Origin of the sequence: Streptomyces niveus (assembly GCF_001723055.1) — a bacterium.
GTDB classification, from domain to species: Bacteria; Actinomycetota; Actinomycetes; order Streptomycetales; family Streptomycetaceae; genus Streptomyces; species Streptomyces niveus.
On the sequence record NZ_MDCR01000314.1, the window covers coordinates 1 to 26,389 of the forward strand.

At 71.4% G+C, this 26,389-nt stretch carries 23 protein-coding genes and 1 pseudogene; 8 read left to right on the forward strand and 16 right to left on the reverse strand.

Annotated features, from left to right (window positions below; translation table 11 throughout):
• The 7 genes from BHU15_RS29915 to BHU15_RS29945 form a co-directional block, all read right to left on the reverse strand.
• The coding region (locus BHU15_RS29915) for a non-ribosomal peptide synthetase (RefSeq protein ID WP_141726906.1) at positions 1-5,246 on the reverse strand (5,246 nt) is incomplete at its 3' end.
• A 62-nt stretch (positions 5,247-5,308) separates the two neighbouring features.
• On the reverse strand, positions 5,309-7,114 hold the full coding sequence (locus BHU15_RS29920; RefSeq protein WP_069630018.1) for an ABC transporter ATP-binding protein: 1,806 nt from the start codon (positions 7,112-7,114) through the stop codon (positions 5,309-5,311).
• 93 nt (positions 7,115-7,207) lie between these two features.
• On the reverse strand, positions 7,208-8,260 hold the full coding sequence (locus tag BHU15_RS29925; RefSeq protein ID WP_069630019.1) for an iron-siderophore ABC transporter substrate-binding protein: 1,053 nt from the start codon (positions 8,258-8,260) through the stop codon (positions 7,208-7,210).
• A gap of 201 nt (positions 8,261-8,461) precedes the next feature.
• Positions 8,462-9,271, reverse strand: coding sequence for an ABC transporter ATP-binding protein (locus tag BHU15_RS29930; protein ID WP_069630036.1), 810 nt, complete (start codon positions 9,269-9,271; stop codon positions 8,462-8,464).
• 127 nt (positions 9,272-9,398) lie between these two features.
• Positions 9,399-10,487 (reverse strand): FecCD family ABC transporter permease, encoded by a 1,089-nt coding sequence (locus BHU15_RS29935; RefSeq protein WP_069630020.1) that lies wholly within the window; start codon positions 10,485-10,487, stop codon positions 9,399-9,401.
• The gene (locus BHU15_RS29940) at positions 10,484-11,542 is read right to left on the reverse strand and encodes a FecCD family ABC transporter permease (protein ID WP_069630021.1); all 1,059 of its coding nucleotides are present in this window, start codon (positions 11,540-11,542) and stop codon (positions 10,484-10,486) included. The genes BHU15_RS29935 and BHU15_RS29940 overlap by 4 nt, the downstream gene beginning before the upstream one ends.
• 109 nt (positions 11,543-11,651) lie before the next feature.
• Positions 11,652-12,989 carry a lysine N(6)-hydroxylase/L-ornithine N(5)-oxygenase family protein gene (locus BHU15_RS29945; RefSeq protein WP_069630022.1) on the reverse strand — a complete coding sequence of 446 codons (1,338 nt, stop codon included), beginning with the start codon at positions 12,987-12,989 and terminating at the stop codon, positions 11,652-11,654.
• Positions 12,990-13,231: 242 nt separating this feature from the next.
• Here BHU15_RS29945 and BHU15_RS29950 point away from each other — a divergent pair, with 242 nt between their 5' ends.
• Positions 13,232-14,182: a methionyl-tRNA formyltransferase gene (locus tag BHU15_RS29950; protein WP_069630023.1), complete on the forward strand. Its 951-nt coding sequence runs from the start codon at positions 13,232-13,234 to the stop codon at positions 14,180-14,182.
• 84 nt (positions 14,183-14,266) lie between these two features.
• Here BHU15_RS29950 and BHU15_RS29955 read toward each other — a convergent pair whose 3' ends face one another.
• On the reverse strand, positions 14,267-14,806 hold the full coding sequence (locus tag BHU15_RS29955; RefSeq protein WP_069630024.1) for an EF-hand domain-containing protein: 540 nt from the start codon (positions 14,804-14,806) through the stop codon (positions 14,267-14,269).
• Between the two features lie 202 nt (positions 14,807-15,008).
• On the opposite strand from BHU15_RS29955, the gene BHU15_RS29960 reads away from it, so the two are divergent.
• Positions 15,009-15,326 carry a WhiB family transcriptional regulator gene (locus tag BHU15_RS29960; protein ID WP_023536680.1) on the forward strand — a complete coding sequence of 106 codons (318 nt, stop codon included), beginning with the start codon at positions 15,009-15,011 and terminating at the stop codon, positions 15,324-15,326.
• Positions 15,327-15,334: 8 nt separating this feature from the next.
• Here the strand turns inward: BHU15_RS29960 and BHU15_RS29965 are convergent, their stop codons facing one another.
• Positions 15,335-16,300, reverse strand: coding sequence for a LysR family transcriptional regulator (locus tag BHU15_RS29965; protein WP_069630025.1), 966 nt, complete (start codon positions 16,298-16,300; stop codon positions 15,335-15,337).
• Between the two features lie 84 nt (positions 16,301-16,384).
• On the opposite strand from BHU15_RS29965, the gene BHU15_RS29970 reads away from it, so the two are divergent.
• The 3 genes from BHU15_RS29970 to BHU15_RS29980 all read left to right on the forward strand — a co-directional run bounded on the left by BHU15_RS29970 (position 16,385) and on the right by BHU15_RS29980 (position 18,962).
• A complete protein-coding gene (locus BHU15_RS29970; protein WP_069630026.1) occupies positions 16,385-17,164 on the forward strand; it encodes a sulfite exporter TauE/SafE family protein in 780 nt (259 codons plus the stop codon).
• Position 17,165: 1 nt separating this feature from the next.
• On the forward strand, positions 17,166-17,594 hold the full coding sequence (locus tag BHU15_RS29975; RefSeq protein ID WP_069630027.1) for a hypothetical protein: 429 nt from the start codon (positions 17,166-17,168) through the stop codon (positions 17,592-17,594).
• A 243-nt stretch (positions 17,595-17,837) separates the two neighbouring features.
• Positions 17,838-18,962, forward strand: coding sequence for an FAD-dependent oxidoreductase (locus tag BHU15_RS29980; protein ID WP_069630028.1), 1,125 nt, complete (start codon positions 17,838-17,840; stop codon positions 18,960-18,962).
• 20 nt (positions 18,963-18,982) lie between these two features.
• On the opposite strand, the gene BHU15_RS29985 is transcribed toward BHU15_RS29980, so the two are convergent.
• The gene (locus BHU15_RS29985; protein ID WP_069630029.1) at positions 18,983-19,312 is read right to left on the reverse strand and encodes a branched-chain amino acid transporter permease; all 330 of its coding nucleotides are present in this window, start codon (positions 19,310-19,312) and stop codon (positions 18,983-18,985) included.
• Positions 19,305-19,991 (reverse strand): AzlC family ABC transporter permease, encoded by a 687-nt coding sequence (locus BHU15_RS29990; RefSeq protein WP_069630030.1) that lies wholly within the window; start codon positions 19,989-19,991, stop codon positions 19,305-19,307. The genes BHU15_RS29985 and BHU15_RS29990 overlap by 8 nt, the downstream gene beginning before the upstream one ends.
• A 63-nt stretch (positions 19,992-20,054) precedes the next feature.
• On the opposite strand from BHU15_RS29990, the gene BHU15_RS29995 reads away from it, so the two are divergent.
• Positions 20,055-20,513 (forward strand): Lrp/AsnC family transcriptional regulator, encoded by a 459-nt coding sequence (locus BHU15_RS29995; protein WP_069630031.1) that lies wholly within the window; start codon positions 20,055-20,057, stop codon positions 20,511-20,513.
• A 60-nt stretch (positions 20,514-20,573) separates the two neighbouring features.
• Here BHU15_RS29995 and BHU15_RS30000 read toward each other — a convergent pair whose 3' ends face one another.
• The 5 genes from BHU15_RS30000 to BHU15_RS30020 form a co-directional block, all read right to left on the reverse strand.
• The gene (locus BHU15_RS30000) at positions 20,574-21,749 is read right to left on the reverse strand and encodes a glycerate kinase family protein (RefSeq protein WP_069630032.1); all 1,176 of its coding nucleotides are present in this window, start codon (positions 21,747-21,749) and stop codon (positions 20,574-20,576) included.
• Positions 21,746-23,179 carry an SLC13 family permease gene (locus BHU15_RS30005; RefSeq protein ID WP_069630033.1) on the reverse strand — a complete coding sequence of 478 codons (1,434 nt, stop codon included), beginning with the start codon at positions 23,177-23,179 and terminating at the stop codon, positions 21,746-21,748. The genes BHU15_RS30000 and BHU15_RS30005 overlap by 4 nt, the downstream gene beginning before the upstream one ends.
• Before the next feature lie 110 nt (positions 23,180-23,289).
• On the reverse strand, positions 23,290-23,949 hold the full coding sequence (locus BHU15_RS30010) for a response regulator transcription factor (RefSeq protein WP_023536688.1): 660 nt from the start codon (positions 23,947-23,949) through the stop codon (positions 23,290-23,292).
• Entirely contained in the window at positions 23,946-25,370 is a 1,425-nt protein-coding gene (locus tag BHU15_RS30015; protein ID WP_107422958.1) for a sensor histidine kinase, read from the reverse strand. Before BHU15_RS30015 ends, BHU15_RS30010 begins: the two co-directional genes overlap by 4 nt.
• Complete coding sequence (locus tag BHU15_RS30020) at positions 25,360-25,683, reverse strand: hypothetical protein (RefSeq protein ID WP_031228515.1); 324 nt, start codon at positions 25,681-25,683, stop codon at positions 25,360-25,362. The genes BHU15_RS30015 and BHU15_RS30020 overlap by 11 nt, the downstream gene beginning before the upstream one ends.
• Positions 25,684-25,884: 201 nt before the next feature.
• Between BHU15_RS30020 and BHU15_RS30025 the strand changes: the two genes are divergently transcribed.
• Positions 25,885-26,169 carry a CDGSH iron-sulfur domain-containing protein gene (locus BHU15_RS30025; RefSeq protein WP_255293249.1) on the forward strand — a complete coding sequence of 95 codons (285 nt, stop codon included), beginning with the start codon at positions 25,885-25,887 and terminating at the stop codon, positions 26,167-26,169.
• Positions 26,153-26,389 (forward strand): annotated as a pseudogene (locus BHU15_RS30030) (hypothetical protein); the annotation flags it as partial. The gene BHU15_RS30025 and the pseudogene BHU15_RS30030, both read left to right, overlap by 17 nt.

Below are 26,389 nucleotides of genomic sequence, written 5' to 3' on the forward strand. Positions count from 1 at the left end.
TCCACGAGGACGACCTGCGGGGCGGCGTCGGCAAGGATGTACTCCAGGCGTTCGTCCGGGTACGCGAGGTCCAGGGGTACGTAGGCGCCTCCGGCGGTGACCACCGCGACGAGGGCGACGACCTGCTCGACGGAGCGCGGGACGGCGACGGCGACCCGCTTGCCGGGGCGGACCCCGGCGGCGCGCAGGGCCGAGGCCAACTCGTCCTTGGCTTCGGCCAGTTCGCCGTAGGTCAGGGACCGGGTCCCGCCGTCCAGGGCGCACTGGGTGACGGCGGTGGCCGCCGGGTCGCGTCGCGCGGCGGCGTCGAAGAGTCCGCCGAGGGTGACCGGGGTGACCGGCGCGGGACGCCGCCCGGCCTCGGTCGCCAGGTCGTCGGCCACGGTGCCGGCCAGCTCCTGGACCAGGGCGCCGGGCCGGGTGAGCAGGCCGTCGAGGGTCCGGGTGAACGTGCCGAGGATGGTGCGGGCGCTTGTCTCGCGCAGCAGTTCGCCGTCGTAGATCAGGTTGAAGCGCGGGCGGCCGTCGGACGCGCGCTCGACGACCAGCGTCAACGGGTAGTGCGGGGCGCCCTCGTTGGTGATGCCGGTGATGACCAGGGTGTCGCCGGGTCCGCGCAGCGCGCCGGGGTCGGTCGCGACGTCGAAGACCACCAGGGTGTCGAACAGGGCGCCGACGCCCGCCTGGCGGCCGATCCTCGCGAGCGAGACATGCTGGTGGGGCAGTACGGCGCTCTGGTGTTCGCGCACGGCGGCCAGCAGGTCGCCGGCCGTGGTCGTGCCGGTCCAACGGGCGCGTACGGGAATCGTGTTGATGAACAGACCGACCATCTCGCCGATGCCGGGCACCTCGGCGTCGCGTCCTGACACGGTGGAGCCGAACACGACGTCCGTGCCGTGCAGGAGGCCGCCGAGCGTCAGCGCCCACGCGCTGTGCACGGCCACGCTCAGGGGGACGCCGGCAGACCGTACGGCCGCGTCGGTGTCGTTGTCGTCCGCGACGGCCGTGTCGGCGAACCGGTCGGACGGGGTGTGCCCTTCGGCGACGAGCGACGGGCCGGGCAGCCCGGCGAGTTCGCCGCGCCAGACCCGGTCGCTCTCGTCGGCGTCGCGTTCGGCGAGCCAGTTCAGATAGTCGGGGAAGCCTCCGGGCGCGTACACGGTGTCCGGCGCGTGGTACTCCGCGAGCAGGGCGCGGAGCATCGGCGGTACGGACCAGCCGTCGGCGATGATGTGGTGCACGGTCTGCACCAGGACGTGCCGGGCGGGGCCGGTCCGGACGAGGGTGTAGCGCATGAGCGGGCCGGTGGCCAGGTCGAACCCGGCGCGGCGGTCCCGCTCGGCGAGTTCGCGGATCTCGTCGTCGGTGGCGCCGGGGCGCTCCAGCGTGCTGAAGGGCGCCCGCACACCGCTCTCCAGGACGGAGACCACCCGGCCGTCGGCGAGGGCGGTGAAGCGCGCGGCCAGGTTCGGGAAGAGCGTGAGCAGCCGGGTGGCCGCCGCCGCGAGCCGGTCGGCGTCCACCTCGCCGTCCAGGGTGAGCAGTTGCTGCTCGACGTAGCTGCCCGCCGATTCGTCGTCGAACACCGAGTGGAAGTACAGGCCCTCCTGCAACGGGGTCAGCGGCAGGATGTCGCGCAGCGCAGGTCCGTCCAGGCCGTCGACGTCGGCCTGGGTGAGCGGCACCAGGGGGAAGTCGCTGGGCGAGTGGCCGCCCTGGTCGAGTGCGGCCAGGCCGGTCAGGGCCGCCCGGAAGTAGTCGCCGAGGGTGGTGATGTCGTCGTCGGTGAACATCCCGTCGGGCCAGGAGATGGTCGTGACCAGCTCGTACTCGCCTGTCGTGGCGGCGGGTTCGGCGATCGCGTTGAACTCCAGGGCGCGCGGCAGGCGCATCCGCGGGTCCCGCTTCTCGCCCAACTGTCCGGTGGAGGAGGCGAGTTGCCAGTCCCCGGCGGATCCCGCGTCGAAGCGGCCCAGATAGTTGAAAAGCACCTGCGGTGCGGGCGCGTCGAACTCGGCGTGGGCCAGATGGCGCAGGGCGCCGTAGGAGACCCCGTTGTCCGGCACCCGCGCGAGGTCTTCCTTGACCGCCTTGAGCGCGGCGGCCAGATACCCGGGCGAGGTGAGGTCGGCCGCCGTGCCGGGGTCCACGGTCACCGGGAACAGGGTGGTGAACCAGCCGACGGTGCGCGACAGTTCCGGCTCGAAGCCGGCGCTGCCCGTGACGAACCGTCCCTCGCGGCCGTGGCCTTCGAGTTCGATGTGGGCGTGGCTCTGGTCCTGTCCGCGTGCGCGGCGCCACCGGGCGAGGGTGACGGCGAGCGCGGTGAGCAGGACGTCGTTGACGCCCGCGTGGAACTTCGCCGGGATCTCACCCAGCAGCGCGGCCGTCACCCGCGGTCCGGCCGTGACGGTCCGCGTCCGCTCCCCCGCGACGGTGTCGGCCTCGGACAGGGCGCGCCTGCCCACCGGCAGGTCCTCGCCCGGCGGTTGACGCCGGTAGTAGGAGCTGTCGGCGTCGAACGCGGCGCGTTCCAGCAGCTGTGTCCAGCGGCGGAACGACGTGCCCACCGGGGGCAGTTCGACCGGGGCGCCCGAGGTGAACTGCCGCCAGGCGGTGGCCAGATCGTCCATCAGGATGCGCCAGGACACGCCGTCGATCACCACATGGTGGACGGCCACGACGAGTTGGCGCGTCTCGCGGCGCCAGACGGCGCGCAGCATCACGCCGTTGTCCGGGTCGAGCCCCTCGGTGGCGAGCGCGACGCACTCCTCCAGCGGCCGGTCGCTCTCCTGCCATCCCGCGGCGCCCTGTTCCTGCTCCGGGAAGGTCTCCGGGGATGCCTCCGGGATGTCGAAGCTCCAGCGCTCGCCGCGTACGAGCTTGGCGCGCAGCATGTCGTGCCGGCCGGTCACCGCGGCGAGGATCGTGTCGAGGGCGTCGGCGGTGAGGTCGGCCGGGGTGTTCAGTACGACCGACTGGACGAAGCCGTCGATGGCGTCCGTGGTCTCGCCGAGCCACTGCACGACGGGCGAGCCGACGACGGAGCCGGTCGGCACGTCCCGGTGGTCGACGGTGGCGACGTCCTCGCGGCTCGCCACCGCCGCCAGCGCGCCCACGACGCTGTTGGTGAAGATCTGCCGGGTCGTGACGTAGAGGCCCGCGTCCCGCAGCGCGCTGAGCAGCGAGATCGCGAGGATGCTGTCTCCGCCGAGCTGGAGGAAGTCCTGGTTGACACCGACCTCGTCGAGCCGCAGTACGGACGCGACGACCGCGCACACGACGCGCTCGTTCTCGGTGGTGGGCGGGTGGACCGGGCCCGTCCCGATCGCGGGTTCGGGCAGCGCGGCCCGGTCGAGCTTGCCGTTCGCGGTGAGCGGGAATTCCGTCATGACGACGGTGTGGGCGGGCACCATGTATTCGACCATGTGCTCGGTGGCCCACGCCTTGACCTCGTCGGGCCGCAGGTCCTCGTGCCCGGCGGCGGGGATCACGTATCCCACGAGGTAGGTGCCGCCGGCCGCGTTCTTCCTGGCGACGACACAGGTGTGGCGTACGCCGGGGTGCTCCGCGAGTCCGGCCTCGACGTCCTCGATCTCCAGCCGCATGCCGCGGATCTTGATCTGGTTGTCGGCGCGGCCGAGGAAGTCCAGCGACCCGTCCGGGGCGAACCGGGCGAGGTCACCGGTCCGGTACAGCCGGGAGCCGTCGTCGGCGAACGGGTTCGCCACGAACCGGGACGCGGTCAGGCCGGGCGCGTTGACGTAGCCGCGCCCCAGCAGGAACCCGCCGGCGTACAGTTCGCCGCCGACGCCGACCGGGACCGGGCGCAACTCCTCGTCCAGGACGTACAGCTGGGTGTTGGGGTTGGCCTTGCCGATCGAGGTGGACAGGCGTTCGGCAGCGCCCCGGTAGATGACGTGCGAGACGCCGATCGTCGTCTCGGCGGGGCCGTAGCCGTGGTACAGCGGGATGTCGAGCTTGGTGCGGTAGCGCTCGTACAGCTCGGGGGTCAGTACCTCGCCGCCGCACCACACGTGCCGCAGGCTGTCGAGGCGGCCCGAGTCGCCCGCCATCTCCAGCAGGACGTCCAGCATGGACGACACGAGGTAGGTGAAGGTGACGCGCTGCTCGGCGATCACGCCGAGCAGATGGTGCGGATCGCGTTCGCCGCCGGGCCGCAGGACCACCAGCCGGCCGCCGGACACGAGCGGCAGGAAGATCTCGTTGATGGAGATGTCGAAGGACAACGGCGCCTTGAACAGCGACGCGTCGTCGTGACCGAAGCCCAGGATCTCCTCGACCTGCCACAGCAGGCGTTCGCTGATGGCCTCGTGCCGGATCATGGCGCCCTTGGGCCGCCCGGTGGAGCCGGAGGTGAAGATGGCGTACGCCAGGGCCGTGCCGGGGATGACCGTCCCGGTGCCCCCGGTGGGGTAGGAGGCGAACTTCCACGCGAGGAGGTCGACGGCCTCGGCGTCGGGCTCACCCGGGCCGGGTTCGCCGGAGGTGTTGAGCTGGAGGACGACGCGGGCGTCCTCGATGACGACGGCGCGGCGCGCGGCCGGCCACTGCGGGTCGAGCGGTACGAAGGCGCAGCCCGCCTGGAGTACGGCGAGCAGCCCGACGACCATGTCGGCGGAGCGGCCGAGCGAGATGCCGACGACCTGTTCGGAGCCGAGTCCGCGCTCCAGCAGCCGATGTGCCAACTGGCTGGACAGTTCGGCGACCTGACGGTAGGTCAGCGAGTGGTGCTCGTCGACGACGGCGATGGCGTCGGGCCTCTGCCGTGCCTGCTCGCGGAACATCTCCACGACGGTCGGGCGGATCCGGTCGGCCGTGGTGTCGTTCCACCGGGCCAGGGTTTCGAGCCGCGACGCCGCGTCGGAGGGGCCGATGGTGCCGATGGGCCGGTCGGGGAAGTCGGCCAGGTCGTCCAGCGCGAGTTGCGCGTCGGCCGGTGTGACGCCTTCGGGTACGGCGATGCGCCAGCCGTCCCGCGCGTCCGCCTCGACCTCCCAACCGCCGGGCCCGGCACCGCCGTTGTCGACCCACCCGAGGACATCGGCGAACAGGGTGCCGGGGGCGAGGCCGATGCCCTCCGGGCTGCCGCCGGTCGCCCAGTACGACAGGCCGACGGCGCAGGCTTCGGCGACGGTCCGGTCGGAGTAGTCACCGGCCCGCCGGCGTACGTCGGCCACGCGAGCGGGAGAAAGCAGTACGAGACGAGCGCTCGGTTCCATCATCGAAGACTCAGCATCCCTTCCAGGCATGAAAGTTAGCCTAACCTAAATTAACTTAGGTTTGCCTAACTACCTTCTCGCCACGCCTGCCACAGACGCGCGTACCGGCCACCCAGAGCCACCAACTCGTCATGGGTCCCCCGCTCCACCACACGCCCGGCGTCCAGTACGGCGATCCGGTCCGCCGCCATCGCCTGCGTCAGCCGGTGCGCCACGAACAGCGTCGTCCGGCCCGCGCACGCGGCCAGCACGGCGCGCTCCAGCTCCGCGGCGCCCTCGCTGCCAGCCTCGGCGGTCGACTCGTCGAGCACCACCACCGGCGACCGGGCCAACACCAGCCGGGCCAGGGCGACCTGGGCGACCTTGGTCACATCCAGGCGCTCGCCGCCCTCGCCGACCATGGTGTCGAGCCCGTCGGGCAGCGCTTCGACCCACGCGTGGGCACCAACGGTGCGCAGGGCGTCGGTCAGTTCGGCATCGGTGGCCTCCGGCGCGGCGAGGCGCAGATCGTCGGCGAGCGGACCGGAGAACACATGGGTCTCCTGCGTCAGGATGCTCACCAGGGCCCGCGCGCCCGCCTCGTCGAGACCGGCGAGGTCGTGCGATCCGATACGTACCGAACCGGTCTGCGGGGTGCCGATGCCGGCGATCAGCGCGGCCAGCGTCGACTTGCCGGCGCCCGTCGCGCCCACGAGGGCGAGCGAACCGCCCGCCGGAATGGTCAGGTCGACGTCCCTGAGGACGGGTTCGTCGGTGTCGGGATAGCTGAACGTCAGCCCCTGGACCGTCACGGGGTACGGCGCGGACTCGGCGGCCGTGACGGAGCGGTCGCCGACCAGCCGGTCCTCGGCGTCCTCCCCCAGCACCCCGACCAGCCGGGTCAGGCTCGCGCCCGACTTCTGCGCCTCGTCGAAGGTGAACATGATGGCGCCCAGCGGGGTGAAGAGCCGGTGGAACATCAACGGGGCCGCCGACACCTCGCCCAGGGTGGCGGCGTCGGCCTCCAGCAGGGCGTAACCCACCAGGAGGATGAGGACGAGACCGATGAACTCGGCGCGGTTCTCCCTGCCGACGAACCGGCCGAAGAACCGGAAGACCTCGATACCGAGATTCCGTACGCGCCAGGACTCACGGGTGACCGTCTCACGTACGGACTCCTCCAGGCGGTACGCCCGTACGGTGTCGATCCCGTTCAGTCCGCTGATCAGCGCCTGTGCCCGGTCGGCCTGGGCGATCCGCTGCTTTCGGTAGAGCGGGGCCGAGCGCGGCAGGTACCAGCGCAGCGCCAGCGCGTACGCGGGCAGCGCGCCGGCGCCCGCCAGACCGAGCCGCCAGTCGAGGCCGAACATGCCGACGGTGGCGATGAAGACCAGCACGCCCGCCGAGAAGACGGTGGGGATGGCGGTGCGGATGCCCTTGGACAGCACGGCCACATCGTCACCGACCCGGGACAGCACATCGCCCCGGCCGACCTGTTCGATCCTTGCGCTGGGCATTCCCAGCACCGCCCGGACGGCGCGTTCCCGCAGTTGTGCGAGCAGTTCGGCGCCCAGACGCCCGATCAGATACGTCGACGCGGCGGTGGCCGCCGCGCCGAGCAGCGCGGCGGCCCCCATCAGCACTCCGACGGTGACCAGGACCGAGCGCGACTCGCCGTTGACCACCCCGTCGACCACCTGCCCCAGCAGCAGCACCGGGAGTACCTGGAGCGCCGCTCCGGCCACCGTGGTGAGCACGGTGGCGAGAGTGAGCCACGGTTTCTCGCGGCAGTGCGCCAGGACCCATCGGGTGGCCTCGCCCCCGGTCGCCGTGCGCAGGGTGGCCGCCGGGGCGACGGGGGCCCCGGCGGCGCGGGTGTCGGTGGCACTCACCCGGCGGCCCCCGCGGGCCGTGGACGACGACGGGAGTGGGGACGGGGCGGGCTGATCACCATCGTCATCTCTGCTTCTGGCCGATCTACTTGGCTACTTGGCCGACTTGACGAGCTCGTCGATCGCGTACGGCAGGGACGGCAGGGTGCCCTGGGACATGGCCGCGCCGACGGCGGGGCCCTCGCTGTCCAGCAGGTAGGAGACCTTCCCGTTCTTGACCGCCGGCAGGTTGGCGAACAGCTCGAACTTCTTCAACGCCTCGGTGTCCGCCTTGTCGTTGACGACGAAGATGCGGTCGACGTCGATCAAGTCGACGCGCTCGGGGGACAGTTCGGTGGAGAAGCCGCCGTCCGCGATCTCGTCGATCTTGGTCTGGTACCTGAACCCGGCGCCGGTCACCAGCTGGCCGCGCACGTCGGTGGAGGTGAACGGGGCGATGGAGTCCTTGTACCAGGAGATGACGACCGCGGTCTGGTCGGCGAACTCGGGGTTCGCCTTCTTGGCCGCGTCGAGCTTCTCCTGAATGCCCGCCACCTGCTTGGTGCCCTCGTCCTCCTGGCCGAGCGCCTTGGCGATCTGGACCGCGTTGTCCTGCCAGGGAGCGCTGAAGGGCTCCTTCTCGGCCTTGGTGCGGCCGACCGTCGGGGCGATCTTGGAGAGCTTGTCGTAGGCGGCCTGGTCGACCTCGGAGTAGACCGCGATGATCAGGTCCGGGCGCAGGGCGGCGATCTTCTCGTAGTTGGGGCCCGAGTCGCCGTTCTTCATGATGACGTCGGGGCGGGCGTCGCCCCACTTGTCCTTCACCCAGGGCCACTGGGTGTTGATGTCGGGGGTCTTGCCCGCCGGGTTCGGGTACTGGTCGACCATGCCGACCGGCTTGACGCCCAGCGCCAGGACGGCCTGGTCGTCGGTGTAGCCGACGGTGACGACCCGCTTGGGGGCCTTCGTCACCTTCGTGGATCCGAACGCGTGCTCCACGGTGACCGGGAACGCCCCGGAGGAGGCAGCGGGGGCGTCGCCCTTCGACTCGTCGTCCGTCGAGTCGGAGCCACATCCCGCGAGGAGGCCGACGCCGAGCGCCGCGGCGGACACTGTCGCCGCCAGCCGCTGCCATGGCTTCACGAGCGTCGTTCTATGGAGAAGCATCCGTCAGTCCCTTGCATTCGCGCTGTCCGCTGCACCCTTGTCTTAGGGCAGCCAAACCTTAACCTGCGTTAGTGAGGTTAGCCTAGCCTAACTCGCGAAATCCCTTTACCCGCCCTTGGCTTGGGCCGGGTCCGGGGATCGGGACCAGGACCAGGACCGAGATCGGGATCGGGATCGGGATCGGGACCGGTGCGGACAGGCCTATACGTGCGTACGGCCGAGCGGCACGATGATCGGGCTGTCGCCCACGGGTGCGTCGATCACCTGGGCGCGCAGCCCGAACGCCTCGTGCAGCAGCTCGGCGGTGATCACGTCGCGCGGATGCCCCTGCGCCAGGATCGAGCCCTCGCGCATCACGATCAGGTTGTCGCTGTAGCGCGTGGCCAGATTGAGGTCGTGGAGCACCATGACCACGGTGCACCCCGACTCGTGCAGGTCGTCCACCAGGTCGAGTACGTCGATGGCGTGGGCCAGGTCCAGATAGGTGGTCGGCTCGTCCAGCAGCAGCAGGTCGGTGCCCTGAGCCAGCGTCATCGATATCCAGACGCGCTGGCGCTGCCCGCCGGACAGCGAGTCGACCGGCCGCTCCGCCAGATCGGCGACCCCGGTCATGGCCAGTGCGCGCGCCACGACGTCGGCGTCGTCCGACGACCACTGCCGCAGCCAGCTCTGGTGCGGATGGCGCCCCCTGGCGACCAGGTCGGCCACCGTCAGGCCCTCGGGCGCGACCGGCGCCTGCGGCAGCAGGCCGAGCTTCTTCGCCACGTCCCTGGTCCTGAGCCTGGCGATGTCCTCACCGTCGAGCACGACCGTGCCCTTGGCCGGCTTGAGGAGCCGCGTCAGGGTACGCAACAGGGTCGACTTCCCACAGCCGTTGGGGCCGATGATCGTGGTGATCACCCCTGGCGGGATCGACACGTCGAGACCGTCGATGACGGTCCGGCCCGCGTATCCGACCGTGACACCTCTGGCCGCCAACCGTGCGGCGCCCCGGTCGCCGGATCCGGTCAGGGACCCGGCGGTGGAGCCGGACGTGGACGCGATGTCCGACACGGTGTCGTCATCGGTCCCGGACTCGATCTCGGTGATGGACTGAGCGGCCACAAGCCCCCCTTATTAGGTTTGCCTAACCTTTTTATCATCTATCTGTCTGCCGGAGGTTCCCCCGCACCAGCAGATAGACGAGGAAGGGTCCGCCGATCGCGGCGGTGACCACACCGACGGGGAGCGTGATCGGCAGCCCCGCGCGCGCCACCAGGTCCGCGCCGATCAGCAGCAGCGCGCCCACCAGGCCCGAGGCGAGCAACGGCGGTGTCGGGCACCTCGTCAGACGCATCGCCACCTGCGGCGCCACCAACGCGACGAACGCCACCGGGCCCGCCACGCTCACCGCCACCGCAGCCAGCAGGACGGCGCACAGCAGCAGGACCGCCCGTACGACCGTGTAGCGCACCCCCAGGCCCGCGGCGACCTCGTCGCCGAGGTGCATCGGCTTGAACTGGAAGGCGGCGCCCGCCACGACGACCAACAGGACGAGCGTGCACCAGAGCGCCACCCGGACGTCGTCCCACGACCGGTTGTCCAGCGAGCCGACCAACCACACCTGGGCCCGCGCCACGTCCCGGATGTCTGCCTGGACCAGCAGCCAGGTGGTGATCGCCTGCATCACCGCGCTCACCGAGATGCCGATCAGGATGAGACGCATGCCGTCGATCCCGCGCCGCCACGCCAGGAAGTAGACCAGCAGCCCGGTGAGGAGGCCGCCCGCGAGCGCCGCCGCCGACAGGCCCACGGAGTTGACCACCGCCGTGGTGGTCCCGCCGGACACCGTCACCAGGAACACCGCGACCGCGCCGGCGCCCCAGGTGATTCCCAGAATCTCCGGACTGGCCAGCGGATTGCGCGCGACGGACTGCGTGATCGCGCCGGACACCCCGAGGGCGATACCGACGACGAGACCGGCGAGGGCGCGCGGCAGCCGCAGATCCATGATGACGAACTCGTCGACCTGTTCACCCTGGCCGAGAAGCGTGGTGACAACCTGGGGCAGCCCGATGGGGAAGTCGCCGACCCCGATGGACACGCAGAACACCAGGAAGGTGGCGGCCGTCAGCAGCACCGTGACCAGGACGAGCCAGGGCCGCCAGACGAAGGACACCCGGCCGAGCCGTACGCCGGGCGACACCGTCACCGGGGGCTTGTCGCGCTTCACATCTGTCTCGTTCATGCGCTCTTGAACTTTCCTCGCCACACCAGGCCCGCGAAGAACGGGGCTCCGATGAGGGCGACGACGACGCCCGAGTCCAACTCGCCGGGCCGCACCACCAGTCGCCCCAGGATGTCGGAGACCAGCAGGACGACGGCGCCGAGCAGACCCGCGTACGGCACCAGCCAGCGGTAGTCCGGCCCGGTCAGATACCGGGCGATGTGGGCCACCATGAGCCCGAGAAAGGCGATGGGGCCGCAGGCCGCCGTCGCGGCGCCCGCCAGCAGGGTGATGGCGACGATGCCGATGGTCCGGCTCAGCGCGATGTTCACGCCGAGGCCCCGCGCCACGTCGTCACCGAGGTTGAGCAGGTTGAGGGCGGGCAGCGTGACGAGCGCCAGGACCAGGCCGACCGCGATGAACGCGGTCACCGGCCAGATGACGTCGAAGCCGACACCGGCCACGGAGCCGGAGTTCCAGAACCGCAGCGCGTTCAGCGACTTCTGGTCCGACAGCGAGACGGCCGTCGTCATCGCCCCGAGGAACACCGTGACGCCCTGCCCGGCGAGCGCGAGCGTCAGGGGATTGCCCGCGCCCCGGCCGATACTCGCGAGGCCGAACACGACGACTCCGGCGGCACCCGCGCCGACGAAGGCGAACCAGACGTACTGGAACGGGTTGGTGAACCCGAATACGGCGATGACCGTCACCACCGCGAACGAGGCGCCGGCGTTCACCCCCAACAGACCTGTGTCCGCTATCGGGTTGCGCGTGTAGCCCTGGATCAGCGCCCCGCCGACCCCGAGGGCGACGCCCGCCACGACGGCGAGCACCGTCCGGGGTATGCGCACGGTCCGCACGATGAGCCTGATCTCGGTGAGCCGTTGATCAGGGTCCGGCGGCCCGAACAGCCCGTGCCACACGTCCGTGGGGCTCAACGCGCGCGCGCCGACGGCCAGCGACACCGCCCCCGCGATCACCAGGATCACCACCAGCGCGCCCACGCCCATCACCCGCCGCCGGCGGGTGTCTGTCGTGCCCCTGGGCAGAGGGCGTTCCACTGCAGTCGTGCTCATGTCGACGTACGTTATCCCTTTGATCTACGCGGGAAGCATGGCCGGTCGGGCGTCGTACGCGCCCTGATCGGGCCTCGGTGGCCGGCGTCGCGCGGGCGTCACACGGAGGTCAGACGGACGTCTGCCGGGCCTCGCCGGAGGCGGCCTTGGCGCCCCGGTCGAGCAGCGAGTCCAGGATCTCGCCGACCCGGATCGCGGTGTTCGACAGCAGGGACGAGGTGATGCCGTGGGTGTGCTCCGTACCGCCCTGGAGATAGATGCCGCAGCGCAGGTCGTCGTCGGTCACGATGCGGTAGTCGCGTTCGACGCGGACACGTCCGCCGTCGTCGCGGAGGCAGCGTTCGGCGACGTCGCCGAGGAGGCCGACGGGGTCGGCCTGGTCGTAGCCGGTGGCGAAGACCACGACGTCCGCGTCCAGGAAGGTCTCCTCGCCGGTGACGAGCGACTTCACCGTGGCACGGGCCTTGTCCGGCGTCTCCTTGACGTCGACCAGCCGGGACACGTTGATGAAGCGCAGCCGCTCGGTGCCGAGGACCTTCTCCTGGTAGCTCTGCCGGTACAGGTCGTCGATCAGGTCGATGTCCACCACGGAGTAGTTGGTGTTCCCGTGATAGTCCATCAGCCGGTTCTTGACCTCGTCGGGTGCGGCGAAGTACTGGTCGACCGCCTCGGGGTCGAAGATCCGGTTGGCGAAACCGCTGTCGTCGGCGGGGCTGTAGCCGTAGCGTGAGAAGACCGCGCAGACCTCGGCCTCGGGGAAGCGGCGGTGCAGATAGGCGACGTTCTCGGCGGCGCTCTGGCCGGCGCCCACGACGACGAACCGGGAGGGCGAGGTGCCCGCCAACCCGTCGACCTTCTTGAGGAGTTCGGAGTTGTGCCAGACGCGGTCGCCGCGCTCCACGCCCTCGGGCATCTGGGGACGCAGCCCGGTGCCGATGACGAGGTTGCGGGCGCGGTGGACCACGAGCCCTTCCCCGGACCGTACGGTCACGTCCAGATACTCGACGGTCCCGTCCTCGTGGAGGACGGGGGTGACGGCGACGACCTCGTGGCCGTACGAGACCATGTCGTCGACCTTGGCCGCGGCCCACTCGAAGTAGTCGTGGAACTCGACCCGCAGCGGGAAGAGGTTCTTGTGGTTGATGAAGTCGATCAACCGGCCCTTGCTCTTCAGGTAGCAGAGGAAGCTGAACTCACTGGTCGGGTTCCGGAGTGTCACGAGGTCCTTGAGGAAGGACACCTGCATGGTCGCGTCGTCGATCAGCATGCCCCGGTGCCAGCCGAAGCGCGGCTGCTGCTCGAAGAAGTGGGCGGTGACGGACTCCTGCCTGCCGACGCGCGCGTTGTGCTCGGTGACCGCGATCGACATGGCCACATTGGACGGCCCGAAGCCGATGCCTATGAGGTCGTAGACCGGTGCTGCGTCGCCAGGAAGAACCTGTGACATGTCACTCCCATTCATACGGGGAAGCCGCCTGTCGGGTGCGGGGGGCAAGGTACGGGAGGCGGGCACGCCGACGAAGCAGCCCGCCTGAACTTAGGTGAGCCTAAGCTAATCCCCCGCGACTGTCGACAGGACCCCCGAGCGCCGGGCACCCGTCGACTGGGGTATCACGGAGGCGAGTTGCAAACTAAGGTAAGCCTTGCTTAACTCTCCGTCGGTCCATCCCTGCTCTGAGGAGGAACCCCATGCGGGTCGTCATGTTCGGTTACCAGACCTGGGGCCATCGCACCCTGCAAGCCCTCCTGGACTCCGAGCACGACGTGGTGCTGGTCGTGACCCACCCCAAGAGCGAGCACGCGTACGAGAAGATCTGGAGCGACTCCGTCGCCGATCTCGCCGAGGAGCACGGCGTCCCGGTGCTGATCCGCAACCGCCCGGACGACGAGGAGCTGTTCGAGCGCCTCAAGGCGTCGGATCCGGACATCATCGTGGCCAACAACTGGCGTACGTGGATACCTCCGCGCATCTTCGGCCTGCCGCGCCACGGCACCCTCAACGTGCACGACTCGCTGCTGCCGAAGTACGCCGGTTTCTCCCCGCTGATCTGGGCCCTGATCAACGGCGAGTCCGAAGTGGGCGTCACCGCGCACCTGATGGACGACGAACTCGACGCCGGCGACATCGTCCGGCAGGAGTCGGTCCCGGTCGGACCGACGGACACCGCCACGGATCTCTTCCACAAGACCGTGGACCTCATCGCCCCCGTCACCATCGGCGCGCTCGGCCTCATCGCCGCCGGACAGACGGAGTTCACCAAGCAGGACCGGTCCCGGGCGACCTTCTTCCACAAGCGGTCCGCCGAGGACATCCGCATCGACTGGGCCTGGCCGGCGGAAGACCTCGAACGCCTGGTGCGCGCCCAGTCGGAGCCATACCCCAGCGCCTTCACCTTCCACAAGGGCCGGCGGCTCGAAGTGCTGGCCGCGGTGGTGTCCGAGGGGCGTTACGGCGGTACGCCCGGCCGTATCTTCTACCGCGAGGGCGACGGCGTGGTCGTCGTCGCCGGCGCCGACGCGCGCACCGGCCGCAACCGGGGCCTGGCCATCACCCGGGTACGCACCGAGGACGGCCGGGAGCTGCCCGCGACGGAGTACTTCACCTCGATGGGCGGCTACCTGACGACCGGCCGCGCCTGACGCGGACGCGTCGCGGTCCCCCGGGCGGGGGCCGCGACGCGCTGTTCACTCCTGGCCGGTCAGGCGCTCCCGTGGCCAGGCGGTTCAGGCGGGCAGCCGTCCGCAGAGCAGATTCCCCGGCTCCGCCGGGTCGTCGCTGATCCAGAACTGACGCCACAGCTCCGCGAACTCCGTACGGCTGAGATGACCGTCACCGTTCAGATCGAGCAGCTCGAAGACGCCCGTCATGTCGACGGACCGGCCGTTCCAGGTCTCGACGAGCCTGCGGTGCTCCTCCGGGGATATGACGCCGTCGCCGTTGGTGTCGACGGCGTCGAAGACCGTGTCGGCGGTCGCGGAGACATCCGCGACCATGGCGGGCAACTTGTCGACGAGCGCGAGCAGTTCACCCAGATCGACCGCGCCGTCCCCGTTGGCGTCCCCGGTCTCCAGCAGCGCCGCCCACCAGCCCATCAGCAGCGTCTCCACCCGCGTCCGCAGCTCCGTCCCCGGCTCCACCCCGGGCAGCCGGCTCCAGCGAGCGACCAGGGCCCTGAAGTCCTCCTCGCGCAGATACCCGTCGCTGTCCGCGTCGAACGCGGCGAACATCCCCTTGAGCTTGCGCTCCTGAAACGCACTGGCCATGCGCGGGCCTCCTTCTGGCGTGGCGAACGGCCTGCAACTATAGATTCGGACACGCCCCCGCAACTACGGGCACATGTGAACGAAGGGTCACCCTCCGGGGGTTGAGATTCGGCGGTCACCCGAAGGAGTGATCGGCGAACTGCCATCTGTCGCAACGGAGAAGCGTTTTGTAGCGTCTGACCTTCCAGGGGAAGGGGGTGCGATGAACGCACAGTCGGAATGGGGCGCACGCGGTGCCTGCCGGGCCGTCGACCCGGACACCCTGTTCGTACAGGGCCAGGAGCAGAACAAGGCGAAGTCCGTGTGTCTGGGCTGTCAGGTACGCACCGAGTGCCTGGCCCACGCCTTGGACAACCGGGAGGAGTTCGGCGTCTGGGGCGGTATGACCGAACGCGAACGCCGCGCGCTGCTGCGACGGAGACCAACGGTCACGTCCTGGCGCCGCCTGCTGGAGACGGCCCGGGACGAACACGATCAGCCCGACGACGGTGAGGGTCTGCGACTGCCCAGCGGCTTCTGAGAGCGGGGTCAACTGTCCGAAAGCGGCGGCCGGTTGACGGGTTCCCCGAGTCCGCCGTGCGGGGCGGGCTCCGCGAACGCCGCGCGACGCAGGTGTTCGGCGAGCGCGGCGGTGGCCGTCCGCGCGGTCCAGGGGGTCTTCGCGCCCCAGGCCAGGAGATGGAGGCGGCGCGCCCAGGTGTCCTCCAACTCGCACACGTCGAGCGGCAGACGCGGGTCGACGGTGCGGCGCGGTACGACGGCGAGTCCGACCCCGGCGGCGGCGAGCGCGACGAGGATGTTCAGGCTGGCGACGGTGGTGCGGTAGCGCACCACCGGGGCGTGCGGGCCGACGTTCTTCTCGATCCACCCGCGCAGCGAGGAGTCGGCGTCGAGTCCGACGAGCGGATGCTCGGCGACCTCGCTGTAGGTGAGCCCGGTCCGGCCGGTCCGCCCGGCGAGGATGCCGCCGGCCTGGCCGATCACGACGAGGGAGTCGTCGCCGAGAGGTTCCATGTCGAGGCCGCTGTCGTGGGCCTCCTCGTCGTCGATGACGATCCCCAGGTCGGCCTCGCCCTCGGTGAGCGTGCGGACGGTCTGCGGGGTCCGGCTCTCGGAGACCCGGACGTCGACGTCGGGGTGCGCGCGGAGGAACGAGACCAGGGCGCCCGGCACGAAGCCCTGCATGGCGGAGCCGCCGCCCAGCAGGGTCAGTGGGGCGGCCGGGGAGCGCGTGTAGCTCGCGACGGCGCTCTCCAGCCGCGCCGTCTGGGCGAGGACGTCGCGCGCGTGGCGGGCCAGTGTCGTACCCGCCGGGGTGGGGCGTACGCCGCGGCGCCCGCGGATCAGCAGGGCGACACCGGCGTTGTGCTCCAGCGCGCGCACCCGTGCGCTGGCCGACGGCAGACTCAGGTGCACCCGGCGGGCACCTCCCGTGATCGACCCCTCCGCGAGGATGTCGAGGAAGAGCCGTAGGTCGTCCAAGTCGTAGCGCATCCGTGCCAGCCTAAGGCACAGCCTTAGGCTGGGTACAGAAATGACGCATTGTGCACCCACCGGACGCGGGGCGATGCTCGGCGGGTGCCCGACATAGCGCTCGTCCTGCTGGCCGGTGCCGTCGCCGGAACGATGAACGCCATCGGGGGCGGGGGCACGTTCGTGGCGCTGCCCGCGCTGGTCGCGGCCGGACTGCCCCCCGTGGCGGCGAACGCGGCGTCGACGGTCGCCCTCGCGCCCGGGGCCGTGGCCAGCGCCTGGGTCTGCCGCCGTGAACTCGCCCCGGTCGGCGAGACATCCGTCTCGGCGCTCACGGCGATCAGCGTGACCGGCGGCGCGCTCGGCGCGGTCCTGCTGCTGGTCCTGCCGAGCGCGTCGTTCGGCGCCGCGGTGCCGTGGCTGCTCGCCTTCGCGACGCTGGTCCTCGCCTTCGGCCGTCGCGTCTCCCGCGCGCTGAGCACGGCGACGGGTCGCCCGGCCGAGGCCCGCATGAGTTCGCGGGCCGTCCTGGTCGCCCAGTTCCTCCTCGCGGTGTACGGCGGATACTTCGGTGGTGCCATAGGCATCATGCTGCTGGCGGTATGGAGCATCGGCCTCGGTCTCGACACGGCGGCGAGCAACCCGATGCGGATCGCCCAGGTCTCGGCAGTCAATCTCAGCGCGACCGCGCTGTTCCTCGTCGCCTCGGACGCGCTGCGCACACCGCTCGTGGTCGCGACGATGCTGGCCGGCGGGGTGGCGGGCGGCATCGCGGGCGCCCACCTCGCGCGCCGCCTCCCGGCCCGGCTGCTGCGCGGCACGATCCTGACGATCGCCGTCACGATGACCGTCCTGTATTTCCTCCGCGGCACGAAGGCAGGCTGACATGGCCGAAGGCGACACGGCGCGGGCGAGGCTGGAGGTGGCGTTCGCGGCGTACGAACTGGCCGAACTCGCCCGCGCGTCGGTCCCGGTCGACCCCGCCCACGCGGGCTCCACACTGGCCGACGCGGCCCAGGTCCTGGCCGCGGCACACCGGTTCTTCGAGGCGGCGGCCACGTTCGAGCGCGTACGGGAGAACCGGCCGCCCCCGGCCGGGGCGAACACCGCGTCCACCGAGGCGAGTTGGTGGCGTTCCTACCTGACCGCCGCACCACTCGAAGCGGCGCGCGACCTCGACGACTGGGTACTGCGCCACCAGGACGGGGACCCCGATCCCGGCCCCACGCCGGTCTCCGGCGGCCTGCCCGGCCGGACCCGCCCAGGGCCGTCCACGGACCCCGGCGACACGGCCCAGGGCGTGTCCGCGAAGTAGCGTCGTCCGCCCGTAGGGCGGGGCTCACGCCCGCCGCGGAGCGGCTGATGTCGCGCGTTGGTGCGTGCGATCGCGAGGCGGCGGACCCGGTGATCACCCGTCATATGATGCGGCCCGAGCGGAGGCTCCCGACCGGCCGCAGCCGGTACGGCGTGGATCGTCCGTCCCCGCGTCGTCACGCCGTCGTCCCTGTTTGGTGACGGGGCGCGCCCGGGCGGGTTGGGGACCGTACGTTGTGTCGGCATGAGACCCCGTATCGCCGTGATCGGCGGCGGCCCCGCCGGCCTTTCCTTCGCCCGTGTCCTGCACCGCCATGGGCACTCCGTCACCGTCCTCGAACGCGATCCGGCCCGCGACGCCCGTCCCGCGGGCGGCACGCTGGATCTGCACGAGGGGCTGGGGCAGCTGGCGTTGGAGAAGGCGGGGCTGCTGGCCGAGTTCCTGGCGCTGTCACGGCCCGAGGGGCAGGCCATGCGCATCCTGGACACGGACGGGGCCGTCCTTCGTGACTGGGGGCCCCGGCCGGGTGAGCGGGCCAATCCCGAGATCGACCGCGGGCAGCTCCGTGACCTGTTGCTCGGGCCGCTGGAGGTCCGGTGGGGGCGGGCCGTGACGGGGGTCGCGCCGAAGGGTCCGGACGGTGTGCTGGTCGATTTCGCGGACGGGCGGCAGGAGACGTACGACCTCGTGATCGGCGCGGACGGTGCCTGGTCCCGGGTCCGCCCGGCGCTGTCGCCCGTGACCCCGCTGTACACCGGCGTGACCCTGGTCGAGACCTCCCTGGACGACGTCGACACCCGCCACCCCGACCTCGCCCGGCTGGTCGGTGACGGTTCCGTGGCCGTGTACGGGGTGAACCGCGCGCTCGTCGCCCAGCGCAACAGCGGTGGCCATGTGAAGGTGTACGCCCAGTTCCGCGTACCGCTGGAGTGGGCGGCGGGCCCGGACCCGGACGATGCCGAGGCGGTGCGCTCAAGCCTGCTCGCGCTGTTCGACGGCTGGGCCGCTCCCGTACTCGAACTCCTCCGCCACGGCACGGCTTTCGTCCACCGCCCCCTCCACGCCCTTCCCGTCTCGCACACCTGGTCCCATGTCCCCGGGGTCACGCTGCTGGGCGACGCCGCCCACCTGATGCCCCCGTTGGGAGCGGGCGCGAACCTCGCGATGCTGGAAGGCGCCGAACTCGCGGAGTCCGTCGCCGCCGCGCACGGCCCCGAGGAGCTGGACGAGGCCGTCCGCGCCTTCGAGGAACAGATGTGGGCACGGGCCGGCACGTGGGCGCAGATCACGACGACCGGCCTGGACCGCCTCGTGAGCCCGGACCCAGCCGAGGCCCTCGCCCTCTTCGACGACGTCCAGCCCTCCTGAGCCCGCTGGAGCCGGCATCGTCAGAGCGCCAGGACCGTGCTGGCGAGGATCGTGTGGGTGGCGGTGCCGCCCAGGATGCTCAGCAGGGCGTTGCGGCGCCACAGGTGCAGGCCGGCGGTCACGGCGAGGGCCGCGAGCGGGGCCATGGCCCGCGTCTCGGTCAGCGGCAGATCGTGGAGGCAGTAGGCGACCAGGATCACCATGACGCCGGCGGGCATGCGGGTGCTGAGGTACTGGACTGTGCCGCTTTCGCGCAGCGGCGTGAGGGCGGTGAACGGCAGGGCGCGCAGGGCCCAGGTGACCGCCGCGGCGGCGAGGACCGCGGTGATGGTGTAGCCGGTGTCAGACATGGCGGGGCTTCCGGGACGTGGTGACGTGGCGGGCCAGGAGGGCGGCGGTGAGCAGGGTGAAGGCGGCCAGGAGCAGTTGGCCGGGGAAGAGGAGATGTGCGGCCAGGGCGCTGAGCGCGGCCAGTACGGGGGTGGGCACGTCGCCTCGCAGGTCACGGACGGCGTCGAGGGCGAGGACGGTGAACAGGGCGGTCAGGGCGAAGTCCAGGCCGGTGACGCTGTCGGGGATGAGGGAGCCGAGCAGTGCGCCGGCGGTCGAGCTGCCCGCCCAGTACAGGTGCAGGAGTAGCTGGAGCCACAGGATGCGGCGGCCGGACCAGGTTCGGGCCTGCTCGCCGGTGGCCAGGGCGTACGCCTCGTCGCACATCGCGTAGGTGCTGTACGCCTTGCCGAGACGGCCGCGTACGCGGTGCAGGGGGAAGGACAGCGCGTAGAAGACGTGCCGGACGTTCACCAGGAGCGCGGAGACCGCGATCGCGGTGAGCGGGACGGAGGCGGCGACCATGCCGACGAGCAGGAATTCGAACGACCCGCCGAAGACGACCGCCGCGGACAGCCCCGCCCACCACCAGTCCAGGCCCGACTGCGTCACGAGCGCGCCGTAGGCGAGACCGAGCGGGAGGAATCCCAGCCCCACGCCCGCCGAGTCCTTCAGGGCCGTACGCAGGGTTATGTACATGCGTGAAATTTTAGGGCGGATCGCACCTCATATGGTTGCTGCTTCCGACCTTATGATCAAGGTATGAGCAATGAAACTACTCTCGATTCCGTGGATCGCGACATTTTGTTTCAGCTACGCCAGGACGGACGGCTGACCAACGTCGAGCTGGCGAAGCGAGTCGGCCTGACCCCGCCGCCCTGCCTGCGCCGGGTCAAGCGGCTGGAAGAGGCCGGGGTCATCGCCGGGTACCGTGCCGTCCTCGATCCCCACGCCCTGGGGCGTGGTCTGGAGGTTCTCGTCGACGTCGAGATCTACGCCCAGGACCGCAAGAGCTTCCAGGAGTTCGAGGACACGGTGGCCTCCTTCGAGGAGGTCGTCGAGTTCCGCCGCATGTACGGGCGCCCCGACTACTTCATCCGCGTCACGGTCGCCGACCACGCCGCCTACGAAGCCTTCATCACCGAGAAGCTCAGCGGCCTGCCCGCCGTACTCCGCCTCGAATCCCACCTCACCATGAAGGAGATCAAGACCAACAGGTAGGACAGCGCGAACAGGCGGACGGCGGGCCAAGTCGGCCCCCGTCACCTCCAGGTCCCGGCCTCACGCCGCCCGTACCGCGAGCCGGGTGCCCAACTCCAGGATCCGCAGGGCGCGTTCCGTGGCGTCGGCGAGGATCTCGCTGCTGCCCTCGATCGCCTCGGGCAGCGACATCGGCGCGGGCAGGATCGCGCTGTACGCGTCGACGCCGATCGCCCGCACCAGGTGGGCGCCGGGCCCGATGGTGCCCGCGAGGACGAACACCGGTACTCCCGCGGCGTGGGCGCGGCTCGCGACCTCGGCGGGGATCTTGCCGCGTACGGTCTGGTGGTCGAGCGCGCCCTCGGCCGTGATGACCAGATCGGCGCGGGCCAGCCTGGCGTCCAGGTCGAGCCGGTCGAGCAGGACCTCGAAGCGGGGCAGGAGCCGGGCGCCCAGCGCGGCCAGTCCGGCTCCCAGGCCACCGGAGGCTCCCGTGCCCGGGGCCGACCGCAGGTCGATCGCGGGCGGCAGGTCGCGCGTCAGGACCGCCGCCCAGCGCTCCAGGGCCGCCGACAGCACCTCCACCTCCGCCGGGCTCGCGCCCTTCTGCGGCCCGAACACGCGCGCCACGCCGTGCGCTCCGCACAGGACGTTGAAGGGGTTGCAGGCCACGAGCAGTTCGGTGGCGGCGAGGCGCCGGTCGAGCCCCGAGGTGTCGACACGGGCCAGTTCGGTCAGCGCCGCGCCGCCCGGCGGCAGCTCCCGTCCTTCGTGGTCCGTCAGGCGCGCGCCCAGCGCCTGGAGCGCTCCGGCGCCGCCGTCCGACGTGCCGGAGTCGCCGCAGCCGACGAGCACCCGCCGCGCTCCGAGGTCCAGGGCGGCCCGGATCAGCTCACCGACGCCGTACGTGGTGGTGGCGCCCGGATCGCGCCGGTCGGACGGTACGAGGGAGAGCCCGGCGACCGCGGCCATCTCCACGACGGCGGTGACCGGGCCGGGGCCGTCCTCGCCGAGCAGGGCGACGTGCGTGCGTACGGGAAGCCCGACCGGGCCCGTCGCGGTGCACGGCACCAGCCGGCCGCCGCCCGCGAGGGCCAGCGCCTCGGCCGTGCCCTCTCCCCCGTCCACCAGCGGGATCAGATCGATGTCGGCGTCCGGGATCACCCGCCGGACGCCCTCGGCGATGGACTCGGCCACCTGAGCCGCCGAAAGGGACTCCTTGAACCCGCTGGGGGCGATGACGATTCGGTAGCTCATGGCTGGGTCTCCAGGTGGGCGGGCACGCCGAGCAGCGGCCAGACGGCGAGGGCGAAGAGCAGCACGAGGGCCGCGGTGAGGGGCGCGAGGAGGGCGGAGAGCCGCAGGAGATCGCGCGGGGTGTACGTGGGGGTGCCGGGCAGGTCGGCGAAGAGCGCGACCGGCTTGGCGGAGGCCGGGAGGGTGTGGCAGAAACCGGCGGCGGCGGTCGACGCGAACGCGGCGGCGACCGGGTTGACTCCGGCGGACATCGCGGCGGCGACCACGAGCGGGACCAGGACGGAGGAGCGGGCGGAGCGGGACTGGAGCGCCAGATGGGCCGCCGTACTGATCACGACCACTCCGGCGAGGAACAGCCACGGCGGCGTCGACGCGCCGCCGGGCACCCAGCCCACCAGCCAGTCGGCCGCGCCCGATTCGGAGAGCGCGATGCCCATCGCCATGGTGGCGGCCATGAACAGGAGCAGTGGCCAGGGCACCGTCCGCAGCCCGTCCTTGAGGCCCACCGTGCCCAGGGCGGGTGACGCGGCGACGACGGCGCCGATGAGGGCGACCACCGCGGGCGACACCCCGTGCAGGGGTTCGCTGCACCACAGCAGGACGACGGTGCCCAGCAGCAGCAGGCACCGCGCCTCCGGCGGGGTGAGCGGCCCGGACACCGGGGCGTCGGAGTGTTCCTGGATCTGCGCGGTGGTGATCCGCACGGGGCCGGTCCGGTCGGCCCGGCGAGTCGTCGTCAACAGCACGAGTTCGGCGGCCAGATGGGAGGAGACCACGGCGAGCGGCAGTCCGAGGATCAGCCAGGTGACAAAGCTCAGCTGCTCGCCCGTCTGCTCCCACAGGACGCCGACGGTGATCAGATGGGCGCCGGCGCCGATCAGGGTGGCGACGGCGGAGAGCAGGATCACCGTCGGGAACAGCAGCGCCAGCATCACCACCAGCCGCTTCCGGTCGGCGAGCGCCTTCGCGAGTGCCAGGAAGACGGGCAGGGCGAGCGCGGCGCGGCCGGAGGTCGCCGGTACGGCGAAGGCCGTGACGACGAGCCCGGCCGTGGTCAGATGCGTCAACTGCCGTACGGTGCGCGCCCCGCCGACCAGCCAGGCGGCGGCACGGCCCGCGAGTCCGGTCTTGCTGACGGCGGCGGCCAGGACGAACGCGCATATCAGCAGCCACACGGTCTCGTCACCGAGGGTCGCGAAGAGCGTCTCGCTGCTGATCACCCCTGTCGCGGTGAGCGCGAGTCCGGCGCCGAGCGCGACGTACGTGTCGTCCACCGAGGTGGCGATCCAGGTGTAGGTGGCGAGGATGAAGACGACGAGCGTGAACCGCGCGTCACCGCCGAGCCCGGTGTGACCGCCGGGCAGGGCGAGCAGGACGCAGAGGCCGAGGACGGCGCTGAGGCAGACGGTCTGCCGGAGTGAGAGGGGCACGACGATCAGCCTGTGGGCCGGCCGTGAGGTCCGAATGAGCCTTGAGTGAAAGCCGCTTCATGTAGGGAGTGCCGGCGCCCGGCCCGGCGGGCGGCCCGCCCAGGCCGCGTTCACGGCATGCGGTAGCCCATGCCCCGTATCGTCTCCAGCCGCTCGGCGCCCAGCTTCCGCCGCAGCGCCCGCACATAGACGTCCACGATGTTGGAGCCGGGGTCGAAGTCGTAGCCCCACACATGGGACAGGATCTGCTCGCGTGACAGCACCTGGCCGGGGTGGCGCAGGAACATCTCCAGCAGCACGAACTCGCGGGCCGTCAGATCCACGGTGCGCTCGTCGGCGCGGGCCCGGCGCGTTCGCAGGTCGAGGCTGAGGCTGCCGCTGCGCAGCATGGTGACCTCCGGTGCCCGCGCCGCCGTACGCAGCCGCAGGCGCACTCTGGCCAGCAGTTCCTCGAAGCGGAACGGCTTGGTCATCCAGTCGTCGGCGCCGCCTTCGAGTCCGGCCACGGTGTCGCGTACGGAGTCCCTGGCCGTCAGCACGATGACGGGCAGCGTGACGCGCGCCTCGCGCATCTCCCGCAGGACGGTGAAGCCGTCCCGCCCCGGCAGACCGATGTCCAGGAGCACCAGGTCGAAGCCGCCGGACACGGCGTGGTGCAGCGCCGAGTCGCCGTCGTCGGCGACGACGGTGGTGAAGCCGTTGGCCCGGAGCCCCTTCTCCACGAAGGAGGCGATCCGTTCCTCGTCCTCGGCGATCAGAATTCGGTTCATGATCCCGTCTCCAGAATGAGTACGAAGGTGGCGCCGCCGCCGTCGGTACGGCGCAGCTCCACTCGGCCGTGGTGGCCTTCCGCGATCGCCTTGACGATGGCCAGTCCGAGTCCGGCGCCGCTGGTGCGGGCGCCCCGGCGGGCCGTGCCGCGCCGGAACCGCTCGAAGATCACCTCGGCGTCCTGCGGCGGGATGCCGGGTCCGTTGTCGGCGACGTACAGCTCGATCCGCTCGCCGTACGTCTGCGAGCCGATCCGTATGCGCTGGCCGGGCACCGTGTGCTGGACGGCGTTCTGGGCGAGCTGGACCATCGCCTGGGTGATGCGCTGCGGGTCCAGCGCCGCCTCGCGGTCGGCGACGGTGTCGAGGAGCCACTCCCGCTCGCCGAGCGTGCGGGCCTTGACGAAGACGTCGGCGGTCAGCTCGGCGAGCTGGACCGGTTCCGGCTGGACGAAGTCGGGCCGTTCGGCCCGCGCGAGGAGCAGCAGGTCCTCGACGATGCGGCTCATCCGGTCGAGTTCGTCCGTGACGAGACGGATGGTCTCCTCACGGTCGGCCGGGTCGTCGCCCATCAGTTCCAGGTGCCCGCGCACGATGGTGATGGGTGTGCGCAGCTCGTGCCCCGCGTCGTCGACGAACACCCGCTGCGCGGCGAACGCCTGCTCCAGCCGGTCGAGCATGCCGTTGAACGTCTCGGCGAGCGCCGCGATGTCGTCCCGGCCCTCGACGGGGATACGCCGGGTGAGATCCCGCTCGGTCAGCTCGGCGGCGGTCTTCCGTACGAGGCGGACGGGCGCCAGGATGTGGCCGGCGACGGCCCAGCCGATACCGCTCGCCAGGACGAGCGCCATGCCGGACAGGGCCAGCAGTGTCCAGAACGTCTTGTCGGCGACGGCCCGCTCGCGGTCCGCGTGGAAGGCGACGACCAGGGCGCCGGGAGGTTCGTCACCGAGCGGCCGGATGGTGACCTTGGCCCAGCGCAGCTCTCCCGCGGCGCGGTGCAGTGTGCCGGAGGAGTCCTTGGCCGCGAGGATCCGGCCCAGCGCCTCGCTGTCCCGCCACAGGGCGACGTGGTCGGGGATGTCGCGGCGCTGCCGGACGATCTCGGACCGGTTCGCGGAGGAGCGGGGCAGGCCCAGCAACTCCTCGTCCCGGTCGGCGTACTGACGTTGCAGGAAGGTCTGGAGCAGCGTGCGCGAGTCGCCGAAGCTCCGGCCGGTGGCCGGGTCGACGCCCTGGACCACGAAGTTGGCGAACTCGCCCGTCTCCTGCGACAGCAACTGGCTGATGCGGTGTTCCACGTCCCGGTGGAGGATCGAGCGCACCGTGACGGCCACGGCCCCGAGGGCCACCGCCATCACCACCAGCAGCCAGAGCAGGATCCGCACCCGCGCGGAAACCCTCGGAACGTCAACCGTCATCACCGAAGTCGTCGTCATCGTCGTCGTCACCGTTGCCGGCCGACGGCCCCGGTACGACGTCGTCGTCCGCGGTCCCGCCCGGCGAGGCGGTGGATGAACCCGTGGGCGAACCGGTGGGCGAGGACCCGGGTCCGGTGCTCCGCCGGTCGTCCGCCGTGCCGCTGGGCGAACCGGTCGGCGAGTCGGAGAGCTGCACGCCGGGAGGCACCTTGGGCGCGTCGGGACTGTCGGTCATAGCGTAGCTGGTCGCGGCGATGCCGAGCGGGATGGCGACGACGGCCGCCAGGGCCGCCAGTCGGGGTGAGAAGGCCATGCGGTTCATCCTGGCCAGCGGGCCGGTCGCCAGGATGAAGCCGGGATGAGGATTTCTTCATGAAGGCCCGGGATCCCGTGCGCCCGGCTCCTCGGGTGGTGGGTTCGCGAGGGTGGGAGGAGCTTGGAGGGGTGAGGTCACCCGAGGTCGCCCCTGTGAAGAGTTGGTGGTCATCCGTTGTCGTCCCTGCCGATGTCATCCGTGCCGAACCCGTCCGAGGACCCACGACGGCAGCCCCGGCCGCGGCCACGCCGTGTCACGGTCGGCCACGAGGGGCCGGTCCTCGTCGAGGGGCCGGTGGAGGTGGTCGACGAGGCGGGGAACACGCACGTCTCGGACCGCTTCGTCGTCGCCCTGTGCACCTGCCGCCGCAGCCGTTCCTATCCGTGGTGCGACACGAGCCACCGCCGCCGGGTCCGGCGCGGGGACCGTCCCGTACCACCCGCCGAGGACACGGAGGGGCCGGGCCGTGACGACATACCGTGAGTCACGCGCGCTGAGCCCGCCGCTGCCGGAGGCACGTGGCGCCCTGTCGGCCGCCGTCTGCGCGGCGCTGGGTACGGGGACGGCCGGCCCGCTCCCGCCGCCGGGGTCCGCGGCGGTCGCCGACCCCTTCGGTGACGATCTGCAACTGGCGCTCTACGTGCTGTACGAGCTGCACTACCAGGGCTTCGACGGGGTCGGGGACCGCCGCGGACCCCGGCGG

Coding starts and splice junctions, on each gene's coding strand:
- BHU15_RS29975 (WP_069630027.1), top strand. CDS start 17,166: ATGGCCGAAGGCGACACGGCGCGGGCGAGGCTGGAGGTGGCGTTCGCG.
- BHU15_RS30000 (WP_069630032.1), bottom strand. CDS start 21,749: ATGAGCTACCGAATCGTCATCGCCCCCAGCGGGTTCAAGGAGTCCCTT.
- BHU15_RS29985 (WP_069630029.1), bottom strand. CDS start 19,312: ATGTCTGACACCGGCTACACCATCACCGCGGTCCTCGCCGCCGCGGCG.
- BHU15_RS29935 (WP_069630020.1), bottom strand. CDS start 10,487: ATGAACGAGACAGATGTGAAGCGCGACAAGCCCCCGGTGACGGTGTCG.
- BHU15_RS29955 (WP_069630024.1), bottom strand. CDS start 14,806: ATGGCCAGTGCGTTTCAGGAGCGCAAGCTCAAGGGGATGTTCGCCGCG.
- BHU15_RS29925 (WP_069630019.1), bottom strand. CDS start 8,260: ATGCTTCTCCATAGAACGACGCTCGTGAAGCCATGGCAGCGGCTGGCG.
- BHU15_RS29980 (WP_069630028.1), top strand. CDS start 17,838: ATGAGACCCCGTATCGCCGTGATCGGCGGCGGCCCCGCCGGCCTTTCC.
- BHU15_RS29965 (WP_069630025.1), bottom strand. CDS start 16,300: ATGCGCTACGACTTGGACGACCTACGGCTCTTCCTCGACATCCTCGCG.
- BHU15_RS29995 (WP_069630031.1), top strand. CDS start 20,055: ATGAGCAATGAAACTACTCTCGATTCCGTGGATCGCGACATTTTGTTT.
- BHU15_RS29990 (WP_069630030.1), bottom strand. CDS start 19,991: ATGTACATAACCCTGCGTACGGCCCTGAAGGACTCGGCGGGCGTGGGG.
- BHU15_RS30010 (WP_023536688.1), bottom strand. CDS start 23,949: ATGAACCGAATTCTGATCGCCGAGGACGAGGAACGGATCGCCTCCTTC.
- BHU15_RS29945 (WP_069630022.1), bottom strand. CDS start 12,989: ATGTCACAGGTTCTTCCTGGCGACGCAGCACCGGTCTACGACCTCATA.
- BHU15_RS29940 (WP_069630021.1), bottom strand. CDS start 11,542: ATGAGCACGACTGCAGTGGAACGCCCTCTGCCCAGGGGCACGACAGAC.
- BHU15_RS30020 (WP_031228515.1), bottom strand. CDS start 25,683: ATGGCCTTCTCACCCCGACTGGCGGCCCTGGCGGCCGTCGTCGCCATC.
- BHU15_RS29950 (WP_069630023.1), top strand. CDS start 13,232: ATGCGGGTCGTCATGTTCGGTTACCAGACCTGGGGCCATCGCACCCTG.
- BHU15_RS29960 (WP_023536680.1), top strand. CDS start 15,009: ATGAACGCACAGTCGGAATGGGGCGCACGCGGTGCCTGCCGGGCCGTC.
- BHU15_RS30015 (WP_107422958.1), bottom strand. CDS start 25,370: ATGACGGTTGACGTTCCGAGGGTTTCCGCGCGGGTGCGGATCCTGCTC.